The 18,035-nt window shown below is 71.5% G+C and carries 13 protein-coding genes and 1 pseudogene; 10 read left to right on the top strand and 4 right to left on the bottom strand.

Features of this window, described 5'->3' with window-relative positions:
- Window positions 1-213, top strand: a pseudogene (locus tag FXF52_RS41815) (putative sugar O-methyltransferase); the annotation flags it as partial.
- On the opposite strand, the gene FXF52_RS25810 reads toward FXF52_RS41815, so the two are convergent.
- The 3 genes from FXF52_RS25810 to FXF52_RS25800 all read right to left on the bottom strand — a co-directional run bounded on the left by FXF52_RS25810 (window position 165) and on the right by FXF52_RS25800 (window position 2,847).
- Window positions 165-782: a dTDP-4-dehydrorhamnose 3,5-epimerase family protein gene (locus FXF52_RS25810; protein WP_370518023.1), complete on the bottom strand. Its 618-nt coding sequence runs from the start codon at window positions 780-782 to the stop codon at window positions 165-167. The pseudogene FXF52_RS41815 and the gene FXF52_RS25810 overlap by 49 nt on opposite strands.
- 58 nt (window positions 783-840) lie before the next feature.
- Window positions 841-1,677, bottom strand: a complete 837-nt coding sequence (locus FXF52_RS25805; protein ID WP_148800917.1) for an AraC family transcriptional regulator — start codon at window positions 1,675-1,677, stop codon at window positions 841-843.
- Between the two features lie 369 nt (window positions 1,678-2,046).
- A complete protein-coding gene (locus FXF52_RS25800; RefSeq protein WP_148800924.1) occupies window positions 2,047-2,847 on the bottom strand; it encodes a helix-turn-helix domain-containing protein in 801 nt (266 codons plus the stop codon).
- Window positions 2,848-3,174: 327 nt separating this feature from the next.
- On the opposite strand from FXF52_RS25800, the gene FXF52_RS25795 reads away from it, so the two are divergent.
- The 9 genes from FXF52_RS25795 to FXF52_RS25755 are packed head-to-tail and all read left to right on the top strand — an operon-like array spanning window position 3,175 to window position 17,480.
- Window positions 3,175-4,275 (top strand): carboxymuconolactone decarboxylase family protein, encoded by a 1,101-nt coding sequence (locus FXF52_RS25795; RefSeq protein ID WP_255472345.1) that lies wholly within the window; start codon window positions 3,175-3,177, stop codon window positions 4,273-4,275.
- A 44-nt stretch (window positions 4,276-4,319) separates the two neighbouring features.
- Window positions 4,320-5,324 carry a DUF1702 family protein gene (locus FXF52_RS25790; protein WP_148800916.1) on the top strand — a complete coding sequence of 335 codons (1,005 nt, stop codon included), beginning with the start codon at window positions 4,320-4,322 and terminating at the stop codon, window positions 5,322-5,324.
- Window position 5,325: 1 nt separating this feature from the next.
- Window positions 5,326-6,309, top strand: a complete 984-nt coding sequence (locus FXF52_RS25785; RefSeq protein ID WP_148800915.1) for a DUF1702 family protein — start codon at window positions 5,326-5,328, stop codon at window positions 6,307-6,309.
- A 52-nt stretch (window positions 6,310-6,361) separates the two neighbouring features.
- The gene (locus tag FXF52_RS25780) at window positions 6,362-12,157 is read left to right on the top strand and encodes a type I polyketide synthase (RefSeq protein ID WP_148800914.1); all 5,796 of its coding nucleotides are present in this window, start codon (window positions 6,362-6,364) and stop codon (window positions 12,155-12,157) included.
- Window positions 12,154-12,597: a thioesterase family protein gene (locus FXF52_RS25775; RefSeq protein ID WP_148800913.1), complete on the top strand. Its 444-nt coding sequence runs from the start codon at window positions 12,154-12,156 to the stop codon at window positions 12,595-12,597. The genes FXF52_RS25780 and FXF52_RS25775 overlap by 4 nt, the downstream gene beginning before the upstream one ends.
- Window positions 12,597-13,142, top strand: coding sequence for a flavin reductase family protein (locus FXF52_RS25770; RefSeq protein WP_148800912.1), 546 nt, complete (start codon window positions 12,597-12,599; stop codon window positions 13,140-13,142). Before FXF52_RS25775 ends, FXF52_RS25770 begins: the two co-directional genes overlap by 1 nt.
- Window positions 13,139-14,512: a cytochrome P450 gene (locus FXF52_RS25765; RefSeq protein WP_148800911.1), complete on the top strand. Its 1,374-nt coding sequence runs from the start codon at window positions 13,139-13,141 to the stop codon at window positions 14,510-14,512. Before FXF52_RS25770 ends, FXF52_RS25765 begins: the two co-directional genes overlap by 4 nt.
- A gap of 53 nt (window positions 14,513-14,565) precedes the next feature.
- Complete coding sequence (locus FXF52_RS25760) at window positions 14,566-16,503, top strand: CRTAC1 family protein (RefSeq protein WP_255472347.1); 1,938 nt, start codon at window positions 14,566-14,568, stop codon at window positions 16,501-16,503.
- Window positions 16,500-17,480 carry an enediyne biosynthesis protein gene (locus FXF52_RS25755; protein ID WP_148800909.1) on the top strand — a complete coding sequence of 327 codons (981 nt, stop codon included), beginning with the start codon at window positions 16,500-16,502 and terminating at the stop codon, window positions 17,478-17,480. Before FXF52_RS25760 ends, FXF52_RS25755 begins: the two co-directional genes overlap by 4 nt.
- Window positions 17,481-17,544: 64 nt before the next feature.
- Here the strand turns inward: FXF52_RS25755 and FXF52_RS25750 are convergent, their stop codons facing one another.
- Window positions 17,545-17,967, bottom strand: coding sequence for an SgcJ/EcaC family oxidoreductase (locus tag FXF52_RS25750; protein ID WP_148800908.1), 423 nt, complete (start codon window positions 17,965-17,967; stop codon window positions 17,545-17,547).
- Window positions 17,968-18,035 lie beyond the last annotated feature (68 nt).

The following is an 18,035-nucleotide window of genomic DNA, read 5'->3' as shown; positions in this document are numbered from 1 at the left end:
GCCGAACAGGTGGCCACGGCGCTGCGCTCGGGACTGCTGACCGAGGTGATCGACATCTTCGACAGCGAGGCCGTGCACAAGCAGTCCCGCCGGTTCGTCTCCGTCTACACGCCGGGGGACCGCTGGGAGTGCGCCGCCGAGGCCAGCACTCCGGTGTGGAGCCACTACTGGCAGGCGTTGTACCGTTCCTCCAGCGCGCGGCAGGCTGCGTAGTCCGGGAGCAGGCCGGCGTCCAGGGCTTCGGCGAGACTGGGCGCCGCCTGGTCGCGCGGCGAGAGGATGGGATCGATGTTCTCCGGGATCGGCAGCGCGAGCTGCGGGTCGAACGGCGCCAGCGCGAGCTCGTTCTCCGGCCGGTACTCCAGCGACAGCAGGTAGTTCATCACCGTGTCGTCCTCAAGGGCGACGAAGAGGTGACCGACCCCGAGCGGGAAGTACAGCGCTGGGCATCGCTGCTGGTCGAGTTCCACGGCGTCGTACTGCCCGAACGTCGGCGAGCCCACCCGCAGGTCGACGACGATGTCGAGGGCGCGGCCGTGCGCGCAGTAGACGTATTTCGCAGTGCCCGGCGGGGTCGCGGTGTAGTGCAGGCCGCGTACCGCGCCGCGGCGCGAGACGCTGAAGTTGACCTGGGCCACGGGGAACAGCGGACGGCCGATCACCGAGGTGAACGTCGACGACTGGAACGGCGTACGGAAGACGCCGCGCTCGTCCGGGAAGGCCGGCGTGGCGAAAGCCAGGGCGCCGGCGACCAGCGTGGTGGGTGCGGTCGCGATAGTCACGGCACCAGGGTCGCCGAGCCGCCCGAGACGGGTCCACTTCCCGGTTGCGGCTTCGGTGCTACCAGCCGCCGCCTGAGAGAAGGGGACCTGTCGCTCCGGCCGCCAGCGCAACGGGCGCCTGCGTGCGCTGGGCGACGATCTCCATCGCCAGTTTGCGGACGTCCATGAGGGCCAGCAGGACCGGCGGGTCGAGCAGGCCGGCGCTGTTGAACTCCAGTTCGGAGCGGACCACCGAGCGCGGCGCGACGGTGATCGGACCGAGGCTGGCTACCGACACCGACTCGTTCACCTTGGCCTGATAGCCGTCCGGGTGGCTGCACGATCCCGGCACCGACTGGGCTAGCAGGTACCACGTGCCGGCGGGTACGTCGTCGAGCTCGAGGTGCTCCGGGTCGGCGAGCACCGCGCAGCGCACCGGGCGGCCCTGCGGAATGCGCTCGGAGAAAAGGCCAGCGAAAATCAGCCGCGGCTGGTCGTCCTGCGGCATCCGGATACGGCATTGGACGCGACCGCCGGTCGGTGACGCCGTGCTTTCGTCCGTTTCCGCGACGATCTGCAGGGCGAATCCGGACTGGAGCCGGTATTCGGTGGGGGACATGCCCACACTGCGGCTGAATCGGGTACTGAACGTGCCGACGCTGTTGTAACCCACCCGCTGGCTGATGTCGGCTATCCGCAGCGGGGTCGAGACGAGCAATTGCTGGGCATGCTGCAGCCGCAGGGCGGAGAGGAAGCGGCCGGGAGAGATCCCGGTGACCCGCTGGAACACTCGAGTGAAGTGAAATTTGCTGAACATGGCCGAGCGGGCCATGTCGTCAATGGTTAGAGGTTGGCCGAGATTATCGCGCATGGTCGTCACCGCGCGTTTGACCGCTACCTCGATTGCCTGCTCCATTGCGCCCATTCCGGCCAATTCCGAATGCTAGCGGCCTTTGTGATGTCCGTCGCTCTGCCCAGAGGCTAGCGGAGGGCGCGAGCGGACGCAATCCACCGGGCCGCCACTTACCCGATCACCCGAATCAATCGGTGATCTAGCGTGGCGGCCCTGGTCGGAGCGTTGCTGAGGTGGCCGGAATGTAGATAGTAGAACGCACTGCTGCAGGCAGGGGAATCAGTTGTAGGGCATCGTCGGAAACCATCCGAACCCGAAAATAGCGGGCACCCGGACGTCCCTATACCGCATCATGAGGACGCCGAGCGCGATGAGCAGGGCCGCTAGTCGGGGCGCCCATGGCTTCCTCGGAGTGGGCGGCGCGGGGAGAGCTCAGGCGACGACGCCGTATTCCTCGGTGGGCCGGCTCTGCTCGGCCAGCCGGCTCAGCGCATAGGTGCGGACGTCGAGCAGCGCGAGCAGCACCGGCGGGTCGAGGGCCCGGCCGGGCCGCAGCGCCAGCTCGGTCGAGATCGACTTGCCCGGCCGGATGGTGATCGGCCCGGCGGTGGCGACGGCGACCGGCCGGTCGGCGTGATCGCGGCACAGCCCAGGCGGGCACCGGTCGGCCGAGACCGACTGGGCGAGCAGGTACCACCGGCCCAGCGGCGCGTGGTTGAAGGTGAAGTGCCGCGATTCGCGCAACACCGCGCAGCGGACCGGGCGGCCCTCGGGCACGCGCTCGGGGAAGAGGCCGACGAACGTCAGCGTGTTCTCGTCACGGCCGGCCGGGTGCACCTCGCAGGAGAGGCTCGCGTCGCTGAGCCGTACGCCGTCGGAGTCGGCGCGGATCTCGCTGGCGTAGCCGGCGCGCTGCCGGAAAATGGTGGGCGACATGCCGACGCTCCGGCTGAACCGTGAGCTGAACGTGCCGACGCTGTTGTAGCCGACGCTGACGCTGATGTCGGCGACATTCATCGGCGTCGAGACCAGCAGTTCCTTGGCCCGCTGCAGGCGCAGCGCGGAGAGGAAGCGGCCCGGTGAGACGCCGGTGACCCGCTGGAACATCCGCGTGAAGTGGAACTTGCTGAACATGGCGGCGCGCGCCATGTCATCGACCGTCAATTGCTCGCCGAGGCGTTCGTGCATCGTCGCGATGGCGCGCAGAACTGCCTTTTCCGACGCATCCTGCATTATTGGCTCCCCCAGGCATAAGCCACGCCGCAAAGAACGATTCTGCCATTAAACCGATCCGATGCGGCGGACAATAGAATGCGCTTTGAGCAGCGCATCCCAACGTTCATTCTCCTCGTCAGGCTAACCACGGCCGAGTTGGACGGGCAACCCGCGGGGCCGACCAGCTTGGCCAGCGCAACATTGAAGTAGCAATTAGATACCGGAGATATTCAATCACAGGTCTCCGCGGGCGAATATTTTTTCAGGATTGCTGCCCTCGCCTCAGGCACGGGCTTTTGACGTCCGCATCTGCTGATACTGGCCACTCAAGCGGAAGGAGTCGTCATGATCGTCAGCCGCGTCGCAGCCTCAGTCGTGCAACGCCAGGTCCGCCATGTCACACCGGTTCCCGCACTCTCGGCGAGCGGCCTGGTCGACCGGGTGTACCAGCAGGTGGCGGACGAGATGCGACTGGTGATCCCGCCGGCGCTCATGCACTCGCCGTCCCCCCGGGCGCTTGCCGCCTACTGGATGCTCATGCGCGAGCCGCTGCTGGTCAGCGGCACCGTTGACCGCGCCTCGAAGGAAGCCGCCGCGGCGGCCGTCGCGGTCGCCACGATCTGCCCGTACTGCGTGGACATGCACTCGGTCAGCATGTACGAAATGGCCGGAGAGTACGACGCGGACAAACTCGCCGCCGACCGTGCCGGCGACATGCGTGACCCTCGGCTGCGCGAGATCAGCCAGTGGGCGCGCGGCGCGCAGGAGTCGCCGGGCGGCCTCCCGCTGCCAATCTGGCTCAACCCCGAGCAGGGCGCGGAGCTCGTCGGCACGGTCACCGCCATGCACTACCTGACCCGGATGGTGAACGTCTTCCTCTCCAGCTTCCTGCTCCCGCCGGGCCTCACCGGGCGGGCGCGGCAGCGGATGAAGCAGGGCCTGGGCCGGCTGCTGCGCGAAACGCTACGCGCGCACCGCGAGCCCGGCCGCTCCCTCGAACTGCTGCCGGACGCGCCGGTGCCGGCCGACGCCGCCTGGGCGGCAAGCAGCCCGAGCATCGCCGGTGCGATGGCCCGGGCCGCCGCGGTCTTCGACGCGGCCGGCGAGCGGTGGCTGACCCCTGCGGTCCGCGCCGTGGTGCACGAACACCTCGACAACTGGCGCGGCGCGGACACCGGGATCTCCACGGCCTGGTGCGAGGACCTGCTCGCCGGGCTCGGCCCGGCCGACCGCGCGGCCGGTCGGCTCGCGCTGCTGACCGCGGTGTCATCACACCAGGTGGGCGACGAGGTGGTCGCCGAGTTCCGGCGCCACATGCCCGGCGACGAGGTCCTCGTGGAGGTCGCCGGCTGGGCGTCCTTCGAAGCCGCCCGCCGCATCGGGGCCCGCCAGCGCATCGCTGCGCACGGCGCACACCAGGAGACGCGAAGGCCTGGCATCGCGTAACACCATGAAGTCCCACCCGCACATCCCGTGAGGGAGCTTCCCCGATGTCCACTGTCCTAGGTTCACTGCGCCGGTTGGTTCTGACGCCGTCGTTCGGCGACGTGAGCTTCGCCGGCCGCGGATTTCCGGTCACCCCCACCGACGCCACCCGCGCCCTCGAGGCCATCCCGCAGGCCGTCGTCTGCGGCTTCGAGTGGGGCATCGACCTCAAGGACCAGTGGGGGCTGGAGCGCCGGCTCGACATGGTCGACGCCGAGCTGCGCGGCTTCGCGTACGAGGGCGCGACGATGGCGCTGACCGTACGCGACGCGATGGCCGCCGGCCGCGGCACCCGCACCCGGGGGCTACTGCGCGGACCGGGTTTACCGCACACCTTCCTCACCTACATCGGTATCGGTTTCGCGATGGCCCGGCTGCCCCGCCCGTTATGGCGCGGCGTCCTGCCCGACCTGACAGGCACGCCGTACTTCCCGACCATGAGCTGGCTGGCCGTCGACGGCTATGGCTTCGACCGCGCCTATTTCGACACCGGTGACGTGGTCGACCGCCAGCAGCGCCCGGCACCGTATCCGTGGCAGGGCCGCGCCGACTACTTTCCGCGCGCGGTCGACCAGGGCATCGGGCGGGCGCTGTGGTTCATCCACGGCGGTATCCCGCACCACGTCGACGCCGCGGTGCGCGCCTTCGCCGCCGAGCGGCACGCCGACCTGTGGAGCGGCGTCGGCCTCGCGGCCACGTTCGCCGGCGGCTGCGACGAGACCGGTCTGGCGGTGCTGCGCCGCGCGTCCGGCGAGCACTGGCAGCACCTGGCGCAGGGCGCCGTGTTCGCCGCCAAGGCCCGCGACTTCTCCGGCTTCGTGCCGGAGCACTCGGCGGCGACGTTGCACGCGCTGACCGGCCTCACCGTGCCGGCCGCGGCGACGCTCGCCGACGACGTCAGCCTGAGCCAGCCCGACCCGGCCGGTCCGCCCGACTACGAGTCCTGGCGCCAGCAGATCCGCGACCACCTCGGTGCGCTCGCCCTCTCCCACCCCCAGCGGAGGCCGTGACATGACAGCCTGGCACAACCTGCGACGGCGCGTCCTGACGCCGGACATCTCGGAGACGAAGGTCGCCGTGCGCGGCTTCCACGCCAAGTCCGCGGCGGCGGTGGACCGGCTGGAGACCGTCGGCAAGTCCTTCCTCACCGGTTATGGCGCCGCCGCGGCGACCGGTCGGCCGGCCGACGTCGCGGCGGACCTCGAACATCTGCCCGAGCTGTACCGCGGTTTCGCCTACGAGGGCGCCGGCATGGGCATGGCCGTGCTCGACGGCCTACCCACCGGGCGCGGCGGACACGTGCGGTCTCTGCTCGCCGGGCCGGGCGCCGACCACGTCTACATGGTCTACGTCGGTGTCGGCTGGGCGATGGCCCGCCTGCCGAAGTTCCGCTGGTCCACGCTGTACGCCCCGGATCCGCTGCTGCGCTGGCTGCTGCTCGACGGCTACGGCTTCCACCAGGCCTATTTCAGGACCCGCCAGTACGTCTACGAGCAGTACCAGGCGCCCCGGGCGCCGGCCGTCGTGCGCGGCCCGGCGTGGCACGTCAACCAGGTAATCGACCAGGGGATCGGCCGGGCAAGCTGGTTCGTCTGCGGCACCGACCCGGAGCGGGTCGCCGCGCTGTTCGCCGCGTTCCCCGAGTCCCGCCGGCCGGACCTCTACAGCGGCGCCGGCTTGGCCGCTACGTACGCGGGCGGCGTCGACCGCGCAGAGCTGGAATGCCTCGCCGAGCTCGCCGGCCCGTACCGGGGTCAGCTGGCCCAGGGCGCCGCGTTCGCCGCGCAGGCCCGGCTGCGCGCCGATCTCGTCGTCCCGCACAACCAGCTGGCCACCGAGGTGCTGTGCGGCACGGACGTCGCGACGGCCGCCGCGGCCACCGACCACGCTCGCGAGGGCCTGCCCGCCGACGGCGCAGTGCCCGCCTATGCGACCTGGCGTCAGCGCATCGCCGACGCGTTCTCGGCACACACCGGGGTGGGCCGGCGCCGCTGACCCTGTCTCGTGCGCTCGTCCGCCAGTCCATGTGAGGAGACCCCGATCGCCCATGTCCAGAATCGCGCTGGTGGGAATGGCGTGCCGATATCCTGACGCCACCACCCCCAAGGAACTCTTCGACAACGCCGTCGCCGGCCGGCGGGCGTTCCGCCGACTGCCGGACGTCCGGATGCGGCTGGAGGACTACTGGGATCCCGATCCCCGTACTCCGGACCGCTTCTACGCCCGCAACGCGGCGGTCATCGACGCGTACGAGTTCGACCGGATCGCGTACAAGGTGGCCGGCAGCACGTACCGTTCCACCGACCTGACGCACTGGCTGGCCCTCGACGTGGCCGCCGGAGCGCTGGCCGACGCCGGTTTCCCGATGGCCGAGGGGCTGCCCCGGGAGCGCACCGGCGTGATCGTCGGCAACACCCTCACCGGTGAGTTTTCCCGCGCCAACCAGCTGCGGCTGCGCTGGCCGTACGTGCAGCGCACGGTGAGCGCGGTACTGCGCGAGCGTGGTTTCGCCGACGAGGACCTGGGCGCTCTCCTCGACGACCTGGAGCAGGCGTACAAGAGCCCGTTCCCGGCCGTCGACGAGGACACCCTGGCCGGCGGCCTGTCCAACACCATCGCCGGGCGCGTCTGCAACCACTTCGACCTGCAGGGCGGCGGCTACACCGTGGACGGCGCCTGCTCGTCCTCGTTGCTCTCGGTCGCCACCGCCTGCAAGGCGCTGGCCGACGGCGAGCTCGATGTCGCGGTGGCCGGCGGGGTGGACCTGTCGATCGACCCGTTCGAGGTCATCGGGTTCGCCAAGACCGGGGCGCTGGCCACCGGCGAGATGCGCGTCTACGACCGCGGCTCGAACGGGTTCTGGCCGGGCGAGGGCTGCGGCATGGTCGTGCTGATGCGCGAGAGCGACGCGCTGCGCGGCAACCATCGCATCTACACCACGATCGCCGGCTGGGGCATCTCCTCCGACGGGCGCGGCGGCATCACCCGCCCGGAGACCCGCGGCTACCACCTCGCACTCAACCGGGCGTACGCCCGCGCCGGCTTCGGCATCGAGACCGTGTCCATGTTCGAGGGCCACGGCACCGGCACGAAGGTGGGCGACTCCAACGAGCTGACCGCGCTGAACCAGAACCGGCTGGCCGCCGGCCCGGGCGCCCCGCCCGCGGCGATCGGCTCGGTCAAGGCGATGATCGGGCACACCAAGGCCGCGGCCGGTGTGGCCGGGCTGATCAAGGCGTCGATGGCGATGCACAACGAGGTCATCCCGCCCACCGTCGGCTGCGTCGACCCGCACGAGGTCTTCGACTCCGCAAACGCCGCGGTGCGCGTCGTGCGCCAGGCCGAGCCGTGGCCGGACGACCGCCCGGTGCGCGCCGGCGTGACCGCCATGGGCTTCGGCGGCATCAACACCCACCTGGTCCTGGACCGCGGCGAGCCGGCGCGCAAGGTGCGCTACGGCAGCCGTACGCGGGCCATCGCGACCGGCGCGCAGGACGCCGAGCTGCTGCTGTTCGACGCGCTGACTCCGGCCGAGCTGCGCGACCGGCTGGAGCGGGTGGCCGAATTCGTGCCCTCGATCAGCTATGCCCAGCTGAGCGACCTGGCCTCGACCCTGCACGGCGAACTGCGCGAGCTGCCCTGGCGTGCGGCCGTCGTGGTGCGCTCGCCCTCGGACGCGACGAACCGGCTGAACGCTGTGCTCGCCGCCCTCGACGCCGGCGAGCCGCAGCTGTTCGCCGACGAGGGCCGCACCTGCTTCGGCGAGATCGGCGACGGCGAGATCGGCTTCCTGTTCCCCGGGCAGGGCTCCGGCAAGGGCACCAGCGGTGGCGCGCTACGCCGGCGCTTCGCCGAGGCCGACCAGGTCTACCGCGCCGCCGCGCTGCCCAGCAGCGGCGACATGGTCGCCACCGAGGTGGCACAGCCGCGCATCGTCACCGGCTCGATCGCCGGCCAGCGCGTGCTGCGGACCCTCGGACTGGAGGCCACCGTGGCGGTCGGGCACAGCCTCGGCGAGCTGACCGCGCTGCAGTGGGCCGGGGCGATGGACGACGAGACGGTGCTGCGCCTGGCCGCCCTGCGCGGGCGCACCATGGCCGAGCACAGCGCCTCGGGCACGATGGCCGGCCTCGCCTGCGGACCCGAGCAGGCCGAACGGCTGATCGCCGGACTGTCCGCGGTCGTCGGCGGGTACAACGGACCCGGCCAGACCGTGATCACCGGCGCCGTCGACGCCGTCGAGCAGGCCTGCCGACGGGCCGAGGAGGCCGGTGTCGGCGCGACCCGGCTCGCGGTCTCGCATGCCTTCCACTCGTCGCTGGTCGCCGAGGCCGCGGACGCATTCGGCGGCCTCCTGCGCCGGGAGTCCTTCGGCCGGCCCGCCCGGCGCGTCGTCTCGACCGTGACCGGCGAGGAGTTGCCCGCCGACACCGACCTGGCCGGCCTGCTCACCCGGCAGATCACCGAGCCAGTGCTGTTCGCCCAAGCGGTCGCGCTGGCCGCCAAGGACGTCGACCTGCTCATCGAGGTCGGCCCCGGCCGGGTGCTCAGCGGCCTGGCGAGCGGCGTGGTGGACGTACCGGCGGTCGCGTTGGACACCGACGACGAGTCGTCGACCGGCCTGCTGCGGGTGCTCGGGGCCGCCTTCGTGGTGGGCGCCACCAACGTCGACCCCGCGCTGTTCCACGGCCGGCTGGTGCGCCCGTTGGCGCTGGGCACGGAGTTCCGCTTCTTCGCCAGCCCGTGCGAGGCCGCGCCGCAGGTGCCGGCGCGCAGCCGTAGCGGGGCCCCGGCGGTGCCGTCCGACGCGCCCGAGGCGAAGCCCGCGGCCGGCCCGGCCGGCGAGTCGGTCGCCGACCTGCTGCGCCGGATGGCCGCGGAGCGTGCGGAACTGCCGCCCGAGCTGGTCGACATGAACAGCCGCCTGCTCGACGACCTGCACCTGAGCTCGATCACGGTGGGCCAGATGGTGAACAAGGTGGCGCAGAGCATCGGCATCCCGCCGAGCCGCACGCCCGCCAACTTCGCCACCGCCACCCTCACCGAACTGGCCGAGGTCCTCGAAGGGCTGCGCGGATCGGAGACGGCCCCGGGCGCCCCCGAGGCCGCGCCGGTCGTGACCGGCGCGGCCGACTGGGTGCGGTCCTGGCGGGTCGACCTCGACGAGCGCGACGTGCCGGCGGCCGCCGGCATCGAGCAACGCGGCAGCTGGCAGGTGCACGCGCCGGCGGACCACCCGCTGGCCGAGCCGCTGCGGGCCGCGCTCGAGCGCGGCAACGTCGGCGGCGGCGTCCTCGTCCTCCTGCCGACCGACTGCGTGGAGGCGGATCTGGCCGAGGCGCTCGCCGGCGCCCGGGCCGCGGTGACCGGCGCCGCTGGCGGCCGGTTCGTCCTGGTCCAGCACGGGCGGGGCGCGGCCGGCCTGGCCAAGACCCTGCACCTGGAGGCGCCGAACATCCGCACCACGGTCGTGCACATCGCGCCGGAACCCGACGCGGTGGATCGGATCGTCGCCGAGGTCGCCGGCACCACGGCCTTCACCGAGGCGTGGTACGCGGCCGACGGCACCCGCCGTGTGCCGGTGCTGCGCCCGCTGCCGGTGAGCGCGGAGCGCACCGAGGCGGCGCTCGACGAGTCCGACGTGCTGCTGGTGACCGGCGGCGCCAAGGGCATCACCGCCGAGTGCGCCCTGGCGATGGCCAAGGACAGCGGCGCCCGGCTGGCCCTGCTCGGCCGCTCCGACGCGGCCACCGACCCGGAGATCTCGGCGAACCTGGCCCGCATGGCGGAGCAGGGCGTCACGGTCCGGTACGCCCGGGCCGACGTCACCGACCCGGCCCAAGTGCGCGCGGCTCTCGAGACGCTCAGCGCGGAACTCGGCGGCCCGGTGACCGCGGTGCTGCACGGCGCCGGCCGCAATGAGCCGACCGCGCTCACCAGCGTGCACGAGGACCTGGTCCGCCGCACGCTGGCGCCCAAGGTGGACGGCCTGCGCAACGTCCTCGACGCCATCGGCGACGGCGGGCTCAAGCTGCTGGTCGCGCTCGGCAGCATCATCGGCCGGGCCGGTCTACGCGGCGAGGCGCACTACTCGATCGCCAACGAGTGGCTCGACGAGCTGGTCACCGGCTACGGCACGGACCACCCGGACTGCCGCACCCTGGTGCTGGAGTGGTCGGTCTGGTCGGGCGTGGGCATGGGCGAGCGGTTGTCCGTGGTCGAGGCGCTGGCCCGCGAGGGCGTCACCGCCATCACCCCGGACCAGGGGCTGGCGACGCTGCGCCGGCTGCTCGCCGACCCGTCGGTGCCGTCCACCGTGCTGATCAGCGGTCGCACCGAGGGCATACACACGGTCGAGCGGGAGAACCCGCCGCTGCCGCTGCTGCGGTTCGTGGACCGGCCGCTGGTGCGCTACCACGGCGTCGAGCTGGTGGTGGAGACCGAGCTGAACGCCGGCACCGACCCGTACCTCGCCGACCACCTGCTCGACGGCAATCTGCTGTTCCCCGCGGTGCTGGGCATGGAGGCGATGGCGCAGGTGACCCAGGCGCTGACCGGCTGGACCGAGGCGCCGACAATCACCGACGCCCGATTCGCCCGGCCCATCGTGGTGCCGCCCGGTGGCAGCACGACGATCCGGATCGCCGCGGTGCGCACCGACGACGACGCGGTGGACGTGGTGATCCAGAGCGAGGAGACCGCGTTCGCTGCCGAGCACTTCCGCGCCCGGCTGCTCCGGCGCCACACCGGACCGGCCGACGGCGCTCCCGATCAGGTCGGCGAGGGGCTGCCGCCGGTGGCCCTCGACCCGGCCGCGGACCTCTACGGCGACGTGCTCTTCCAGGGCGGCCGGTTCCAGCGGCTGCGCGGCTACCGGCGCGCGCAGGCCCGCGACGTGGACGTCGTGGTCGAGGCGCTGCCGCAGACCGACTGGTTCGCCGCCTTCCTGCCCGGCGCGCTCGTGCTCGGCGACCCGGGTGTCCGAGACACACTGATGCACGGCAACCAGGTCTGCGTGCCGGACGCGACGCTGCTGCCGGTGCGGGTGGACGAACTCCAGCCCGCCGGCGACCGGCTCAACCGGGCGGGCGAGCTCCGCTACTGCGCCACCGAGCGCAGCCGGGACGGCGACACGTACGTCTACGACATCGTCCTGCGCGACGCGGCCGGCAAGGTCATCGAGCGCTGGACCGGACTGCACCTGCGCGCGGTACGCAAGCGCGACGGGCGCGGCCCGTGGGCGCCGGCGCTGCTCGGGCCTTACCTGGAGCGCACGATCGGCGACCTGGCCGGCATCCGGGCGGCCGTGGTGGTCGAGCCGGACGACCCGGGCGACGACACCGGCGATCACGTCGGCACCCGGCGGGTGCGCACGGCCCGCGCGGCCGGCCGGGCAATGAACGCCCCGGTGAACGTCCGGTACCGCCCGGACGGGCGGCCCGAGCTCGACGGGAACCTGACGCTGACCGCGGCCCACGGCGCCGGTCTCACCCTCTGCGCCGTTGGGGAGGGACAGCTCGGCTGTGACGTCGAGCCGGTCACCGCCCGGACGGAGAGCGACTGGCAGGGCCTGCTCGGCCGGCATCTCGACCTGGCCCGCCTGATCGCCGAAACCTGTGCCGAGCCGCTGAACGTGGCGGCCACCCGGGTCTGGTCGGCGATCGAGTGCCTGCGCAAGGCGGGCTGCTCGGCCGACGCCCCGATCACGCTCGCCGGATCCGAGCGCGCCGGCTGGGTCACCCTCACCTCCGGCGACAACCGCATCGGCGCCCTGGCGGCGACGGTACGCGGCGGCGGCGCCGAGCCGGTGGTGTTCGCCGTACTCGCAAAGGAGGGCCAGTGAAATACTTCGAGTATCGCCACACCGTGGGCTTCGAAGAGACCAACCTGGTGGGCAACGTCTACTACGTCAACTACCTGCGGTGGCAGGGCCGGGCGCGCGAGCTGTTCCTCAAGGAGCGCGCTTCGGAGGTGCTCGCCGACCTGCAGGACGACCTGAAGCTGTTCACGCTCAAGGTTGACTGCGAGTTCTACGCCGAGATCACCGCATTCGACGAGGTGTCGATCCGGATGCGCCTGGTCGAGCTTGGCCAGACCCAGCTGCAGTTCGGCTTCGACTACGTGCGGCTCAACCCGGGTGGCGGCGAGACGCTCGTCGCCCGGGGGATGCAGCGGGTGGCGTGCATGCGCGGCCCGAACACCCGGACCGTGCCGTCACGGGTGCCGGAGGCGCTGGTGCGCGCGCTGGAGCCGTACACCCATCAGTTGGCGAGGGCCCGCTGATGACCGAGCTGCAGGTCGAACGCGGCCCCGTGCCCCAGGTGCAGGACACCACCCTGCTGCGGCGCACCTTCGGCTCGTTCGCGACCGGGGTGACCGTGGTGACGACCGGCGGCGACCAGCCGCACGGCATGACGGCGAACAGCTTCACCGCGGTGTCGCTGGAACCACCGCTGGTGCTGGTCTGCGTCGACCGCAACGCGAACATGCACAGCGCCATGGTGCGGGCCGGCGCCTTCGGAGTGTCGGTGCTCAGCGCCGGTCAGGAGAGGGTGGCCCGGCACTTCGCCGGGCGCCGGCCGATCGGCGCGGCGGAGTTCGCCGGCACCGACTGTCTCAGCGGCGCCTGGTGCGGCGCCCCGCTGATCGCCGGCGCGGCCGCCCACTTCGAGTGCGAGCTGTGGCGCACCTACGACGGTGGCGACCACAGCATCTTCGTCGGCCGGCTGCTCAGCATGGCGGGCAGCAGCGACGAGGACGTGCTGATCTTCCTGCGCGGCCAGTTCGGCCGCCTCGAGTCGGACGCGGCCGGCCGGAGGGCGGCATGACCGCCACCGTCACGCCCACCGGTGCCGCGTCGCGCGGGCGGGTCCTGCCCGGCCCGTCCCGGCTGTCGGCCCTGCGGCTGCTCGCTCAGATGAACCGGGACCGGCTGGCCATGATGACCGACGCCGCCAAGAAGTACGGCGACGCGGCCAGGCTGCCGGTCGGGCACAAGGCGCTGTACTTCTTCAACCACCCGGAGACGGCCAAGCATGTGCTGGCCGGCAACGCCTCCAACTACCGCAAGGGCATCGGCCTGGTGCACGCCCGACGGGCGCTCGGCGACGGCCTGCTTACCAGCGAGGGCGAGCTCTGGAAGGAACAGCGCAAGGTGATCCAGCCGGCGTTCCAGAGCCGGCGGATCGCCGAGCAGGCCGGGGCGATCGCCGCCGAGGGAGCCCGGCTGGTCGACCGGCTGCGCAGCCGGATCGGCGCCGGCCCGGTGCAACTGGTCGACGAGCTCACCGGCCTGACCCTGGGCGTGCTGGGCCGCACCCTGCTCGACGCCGACCTGCACGCGTTCGACGGCATCGGCACCGACTTCGCAAGGGTGCAGGACCAGGCCATGTTCGAGCTGGAAACGCTCAGCATGGTGCCGATGTGGATCCCGCTGCCGCACCAGATGCGGTTCCGCAAGGCCCGGCGCCGCCTGGAGGTCGTCGTCGACCGCCTGGTCGCCGAGCGGCGCGGGCGGACCACCGACGCCGACGACGTGCTGTCCCGGCTGATCGTGTCGGCCGACCGGGAGGCCGACCCCCGCGTGGGGCAGCTGCGGCTGCGCGACGAGCTGGTGACGCTGCTGCTGGCCGGGCACGAGACCACGGCCAGCACGCTGAGCTGGAGCCTGCACCTGCTGGACCGGCACCCGGAGGCCTGGCAGCGGGTGCACGACGAGGCCGTCGAGGTGTTCGGCGGCCGGGCGCCCGAGTACGACGACCTGCGACGGCTGACCTACACCTCGGCGGTCATCTCCGAGGCCATGCGGATGTTCCCGCCCGTCTGGCTGCTGCCCCGGATCGCGATCGAGGACGACGTGGTGGGCGGCTACCGGGTGCCCGCCGGAGCGGACGTGCTCGTCTCGCCGTACACCCTGCACCGTCACCCGGCCCTCTGGCCGGAGCCGGACCGTTTCGACCCGGAGCGCTTCCTCGGCGACGCCGGGACGGACCGGCCGCGGTTCGCCTACATCCCCTTCGGAGCCGGCCCGCGCTTCTGCGTGGGCAACCACCTCGGTCTGCTCGAGGCGGTGCTCGTGCTCGCTCTGCTCTGCCGCGACCTGCGGCTGACCGGACTTCCCGGCCGACCGGTCGTCGCCGAACCGATGCTGTCGCTGCGCATCCGCGGCGGACTGCCGGTGACGGTGCAGGCCGCCTGACCACCTGAATGGAGAGCCCCTTGTCTACGCCCACGGTCGGACGGGCACGGCGGATGTTGCCGGCCCTGTTCGCGATCCTGCTGGTCGGCGGCCTCTACGCCATCGCCCGCGCACCGTCCGCCTCGGCCGCGGAACGGGCCGCCGTCTCGTCCCGCTACCACTTCACCGAACTCCCGATCGCCCTGCCACCCGGCCTCCCGAACAACACCGTCCGCCGGGTGAACGAGGACTACGAGCACATCCGCGCCTGGATCTCCTCGGTCGGCGCGGGCATCGCGATCAACGACCTCACCGGGGCCGGCATCGCCCAGGACCTCTGTCTGGTGGACACCCGCAGCGACTCCGTCATTGTCACCCCCGTACCCGGAACCGGCGACCGCTATGCGCCGTTCGTGCTGGATTCTGCGCCGCTGCCGAACGGCCCGGGGGTGGCGCCGATGGGCTGCACGCCCGGCGACTTCAACCAGGACGGCCGGATGGACCTGCTGGCCTACTACTGGGGCCGCACGCCGATTGTCTTCCTCAACAAGCAGAGCGGCACCTCGACGTCCCTCAGCAAAGCCACCTACCAGCCGACCGAGTTGGTGCCGCAGGCGCCCGCCGCGGACGGCAGCTACCACGGCCCGCTGTGGAACACCAACGCGGTGGCGATCGCCGACTTCGACGGTGACTCGCACCCGGACATCGGGGTGTTCAACTACTTCCCGGACAGCGGCGTGCTCGACCCGGACTCGGCGCGCAACGTCGAGATGAACCACGCGATGTCGCGGGCGACGAACGGCGGCGGCGCGCATGTGCTGCGCTGGACCGGCGCGACCGGCGGCGACAAGCCGTCGGTGAACTACCAGGAGCAGCCGGGCGCCGTGCCGCCGAAGCTGGCCTCCGGCTGGACCCTCGGCGCCGGCTCGGCCGACCTCGACGGCGACCTGTTGCCCGAGCTCTACCTGGCCAACGACTTCGGCCACGACCACCTGCTGCACAACGTGTCCACCCCGGGCAAGATTAAGTTCGCCGGTGTGGAGGGTCGTCGCGGGGCCACCACCCCGAAGTCGATGGTGCTGGGCCATGACTCGTTCAAGGGCATGTCGGTCGACTTCGGCGACCTGATGGGCACCGGCCGGTTCGACATCTTCGTCAGCAACATCACGACCGAGTGGGGCATCGAGGAGAGCAACTTCGTCTGGCGCAACAACGCCGCCACCGAGCAGGAGGCCGGCGAGAAGCTCCGCCGTGGCACCGCGCCGTACGACCAGGAGGCCGCCGAGCACGGCATGGCCTTCACCGGCTGGGGCTGGGACGCCAAGATGGCCGACTTCGACAACAGCGGCCGGCTGGCCGTGGTGCAGGCCGACGGCTTCGTCAAGGGCTCCATCAACCGCTGGCCGTGGCTGCAGGAGTTGGCCATGAGCAACGACCTGATGCTGCAGAACCCGCAGATGTGGCCGAAGGCCGAGCCGGGTGACGACATCGCCGGACACCAGAAGCTGGCGTTCTGGGCACCGAGCGAGGACGGCAAATTCCTGAACATCAGCGAGGACCTGGGTCTCGGGGTGCCGGTGCCGACCCGCGGGATCGCGGTCGGTGACGCCGACAACAACGGCGGCCAGGACTTCGCCGTGGCCCGGCAGTGGGACGCGCCCGCCTACTACCGCAACGACAACGCCGGCCACGGGAACTTCCTCGGGCTGCGGCTCCACCGCCCGGCGCTGGACGACGACCAGGCCCGCACGCCCGCGTACGGCGCGCAGGTTCGCATCACCACGGCCGACGGCCGGACCCAGATCTCGCAGCTCGACGGCGGCAGCGGGCACAGCGGCCGGCGCAGCTTCGACGTCTTCTTCGGGCTCGGCGACGCCGGCTCGCAGCCCGTCAAGGCCACGGTGAAGTGGCGTGACTCCGCCGGGGTCGCCCGCAATCAGACGCTCGACCTGACCCACGGGTGGCACGACGTGCTGCTCACCGAGCAGGCAACGGAGGTAGCAGCGCGATGACCGACACCGTAATCCGCCCCACGAACAGCCGGCCCGCAGAGCCGTTGGTCTCACCCGCGGCGGCCACCGGCAAGCCGGCCCGCGTCGACCGCACCGACCCTCGCTACAAGGCGCTACGCAACTTCGCCATCTCGATGAGCATCTTCAACATCTTCGGCTACGCGGTGCTCGGCTTCGAGCAGCCGTGGCTCTGGCCGCTGCTGGCCCTGGCCGTCGGCTACACCGCCGAGATCGCCATCGAGTCGGTGGCGGCGTGGGCGAACGGCCGCCGGCCCGAGTTCGCCGGCAACGGCGCGTGGGGCGTCTACACGTTCCTGCTGCCCACCCACATCACCGCGCTGGCCTGCAACATGCTGCTCTACGCCAACGTGCACTTCTGGCCGATCGCGTTCGCCGTGGTGGTGGCGATCGGGCAGAAGTACGTCTTCCGCGCCCCGATCAAGGGCCGGGTGCGGCACTTTCTGAACCCGTCGAACTTCGGCATCACGATCACCCTGCTCGCCTTCTCGTGGGTGAACATCGCGCCGCCGTACCACTTCACCGAGTCGGTGCCGGACGCGATCTCGTTCCTTGTCCCGTTCATCATCCTTACTGCAGGCACCGTGCTGAACGCCATGCTGACCAAGAAGGTCCTGCTGATCATGGGCTGGGTCGGCGGCTTCGTCATCCAGGCGCTGGTGCGGCACTGGATCTGGGACGTCGCGCTGTGGGGCGCGCTGGTGCCGATGACCGGCGTGGCCTTCGTCCTGTTCACCAACTACATGATCACCGACCCGGGCACCACGCCCTCGACCGGCCGGGCGATGTTCATGTTCGGCGCCTCGGTGGCCACCGTCTACGGCATCCTGATGGCCTTCAACGTGGTCTACACGCTGTTCTTCGCGGTGACCATCGTGTGCGTCATCCGTGGCGTGTACTGGTGGGTGCGTTCGTACCGGGAGAACCACCGGCAGCAGCCGGCGCTGGGCTTGGCCTAGAGCGCAGGCGAATACGCCGCCGGTGGGGGGCCACCGGCGGCGTATTCGTTTACCGACTGGGAAATCAGGAACGGTTGCGCGGGCAGTTCTGGTAGACCGCGAGCACCCAGTTGTCGTTTTCCTTGACCAGGATCCACGACGCCCGGATCGCGTTCTCCGGCGCCAGCTCCTCGGCGCCGGCGTTGATCACGCCGCCCTCGGTCAGCAGCGCCACGGCGCCCGGGCCGAGCGGCCGGATCGCGATCGGCGTCCCGGTGACCGTCGTCCCGCGGTACGGGCCGGCGTACGCGTTCGCCATGAACTGCCTGATGGCGTCGCGTCCCTGAACGAAGACGCCGGGCAGGATCAGCGTCCCGTCCTCGGCGAACAACCCGGCGAAGGCGTCGGCGTCGTGCTCGCGCCACGCGTTGACCATGCGCGCCGGAACCGCGGCGATGGCGGCCTGCTCGGAGCGGTCCACCTCGGTGGATGCGGTAGTCGAAGTCATCGGCTCTCTCTTTCTCGACGGTGACGGAAAACGGATGCCTTCATCGTGTCCAAATTCCTGCCTGCGCA

The organism is Micromonospora sp. MP36 (assembly GCF_008119785.1).
Classification (GTDB): Bacteria; Actinomycetota; Actinomycetes; order Mycobacteriales; family Micromonosporaceae; genus Micromonospora.
Note: the sequence above shows the minus strand (reverse complement) of the source record. Positions and strands in the feature narration are given on the sequence as shown.

Coding starts and splice junctions, on each gene's coding strand:
- FXF52_RS25805 (WP_148800917.1), bottom strand. CDS start 1,677: ATGGAGCAGGCAATCGAGGTAGCGGTCAAACGCGCGGTGACGACCATG.
- FXF52_RS25800 (WP_148800924.1), bottom strand. CDS start 2,847: ATGCAGGATGCGTCGGAAAAGGCAGTTCTGCGCGCCATCGCGACGATG.
- FXF52_RS25795 (WP_255472345.1), top strand. CDS start 3,175: ATGATCGTCAGCCGCGTCGCAGCCTCAGTCGTGCAACGCCAGGTCCGC.
- FXF52_RS25790 (WP_148800916.1), top strand. CDS start 4,320: ATGTCCACTGTCCTAGGTTCACTGCGCCGGTTGGTTCTGACGCCGTCG.
- FXF52_RS25785 (WP_148800915.1), top strand. CDS start 5,326: ATGACAGCCTGGCACAACCTGCGACGGCGCGTCCTGACGCCGGACATC.
- FXF52_RS25780 (WP_148800914.1), top strand. CDS start 6,362: ATGTCCAGAATCGCGCTGGTGGGAATGGCGTGCCGATATCCTGACGCC.
- FXF52_RS25770 (WP_148800912.1), top strand. CDS start 12,597: ATGACCGAGCTGCAGGTCGAACGCGGCCCCGTGCCCCAGGTGCAGGAC.
- FXF52_RS25765 (WP_148800911.1), top strand. CDS start 13,139: ATGACCGCCACCGTCACGCCCACCGGTGCCGCGTCGCGCGGGCGGGTC.
- FXF52_RS25760 (WP_255472347.1), top strand. CDS start 14,566: ATGTTGCCGGCCCTGTTCGCGATCCTGCTGGTCGGCGGCCTCTACGCC.
- FXF52_RS25755 (WP_148800909.1), top strand. CDS start 16,500: ATGACCGACACCGTAATCCGCCCCACGAACAGCCGGCCCGCAGAGCCG.
- FXF52_RS25750 (WP_148800908.1), bottom strand. CDS start 17,967: ATGACTTCGACTACCGCATCCACCGAGGTGGACCGCTCCGAGCAGGCC.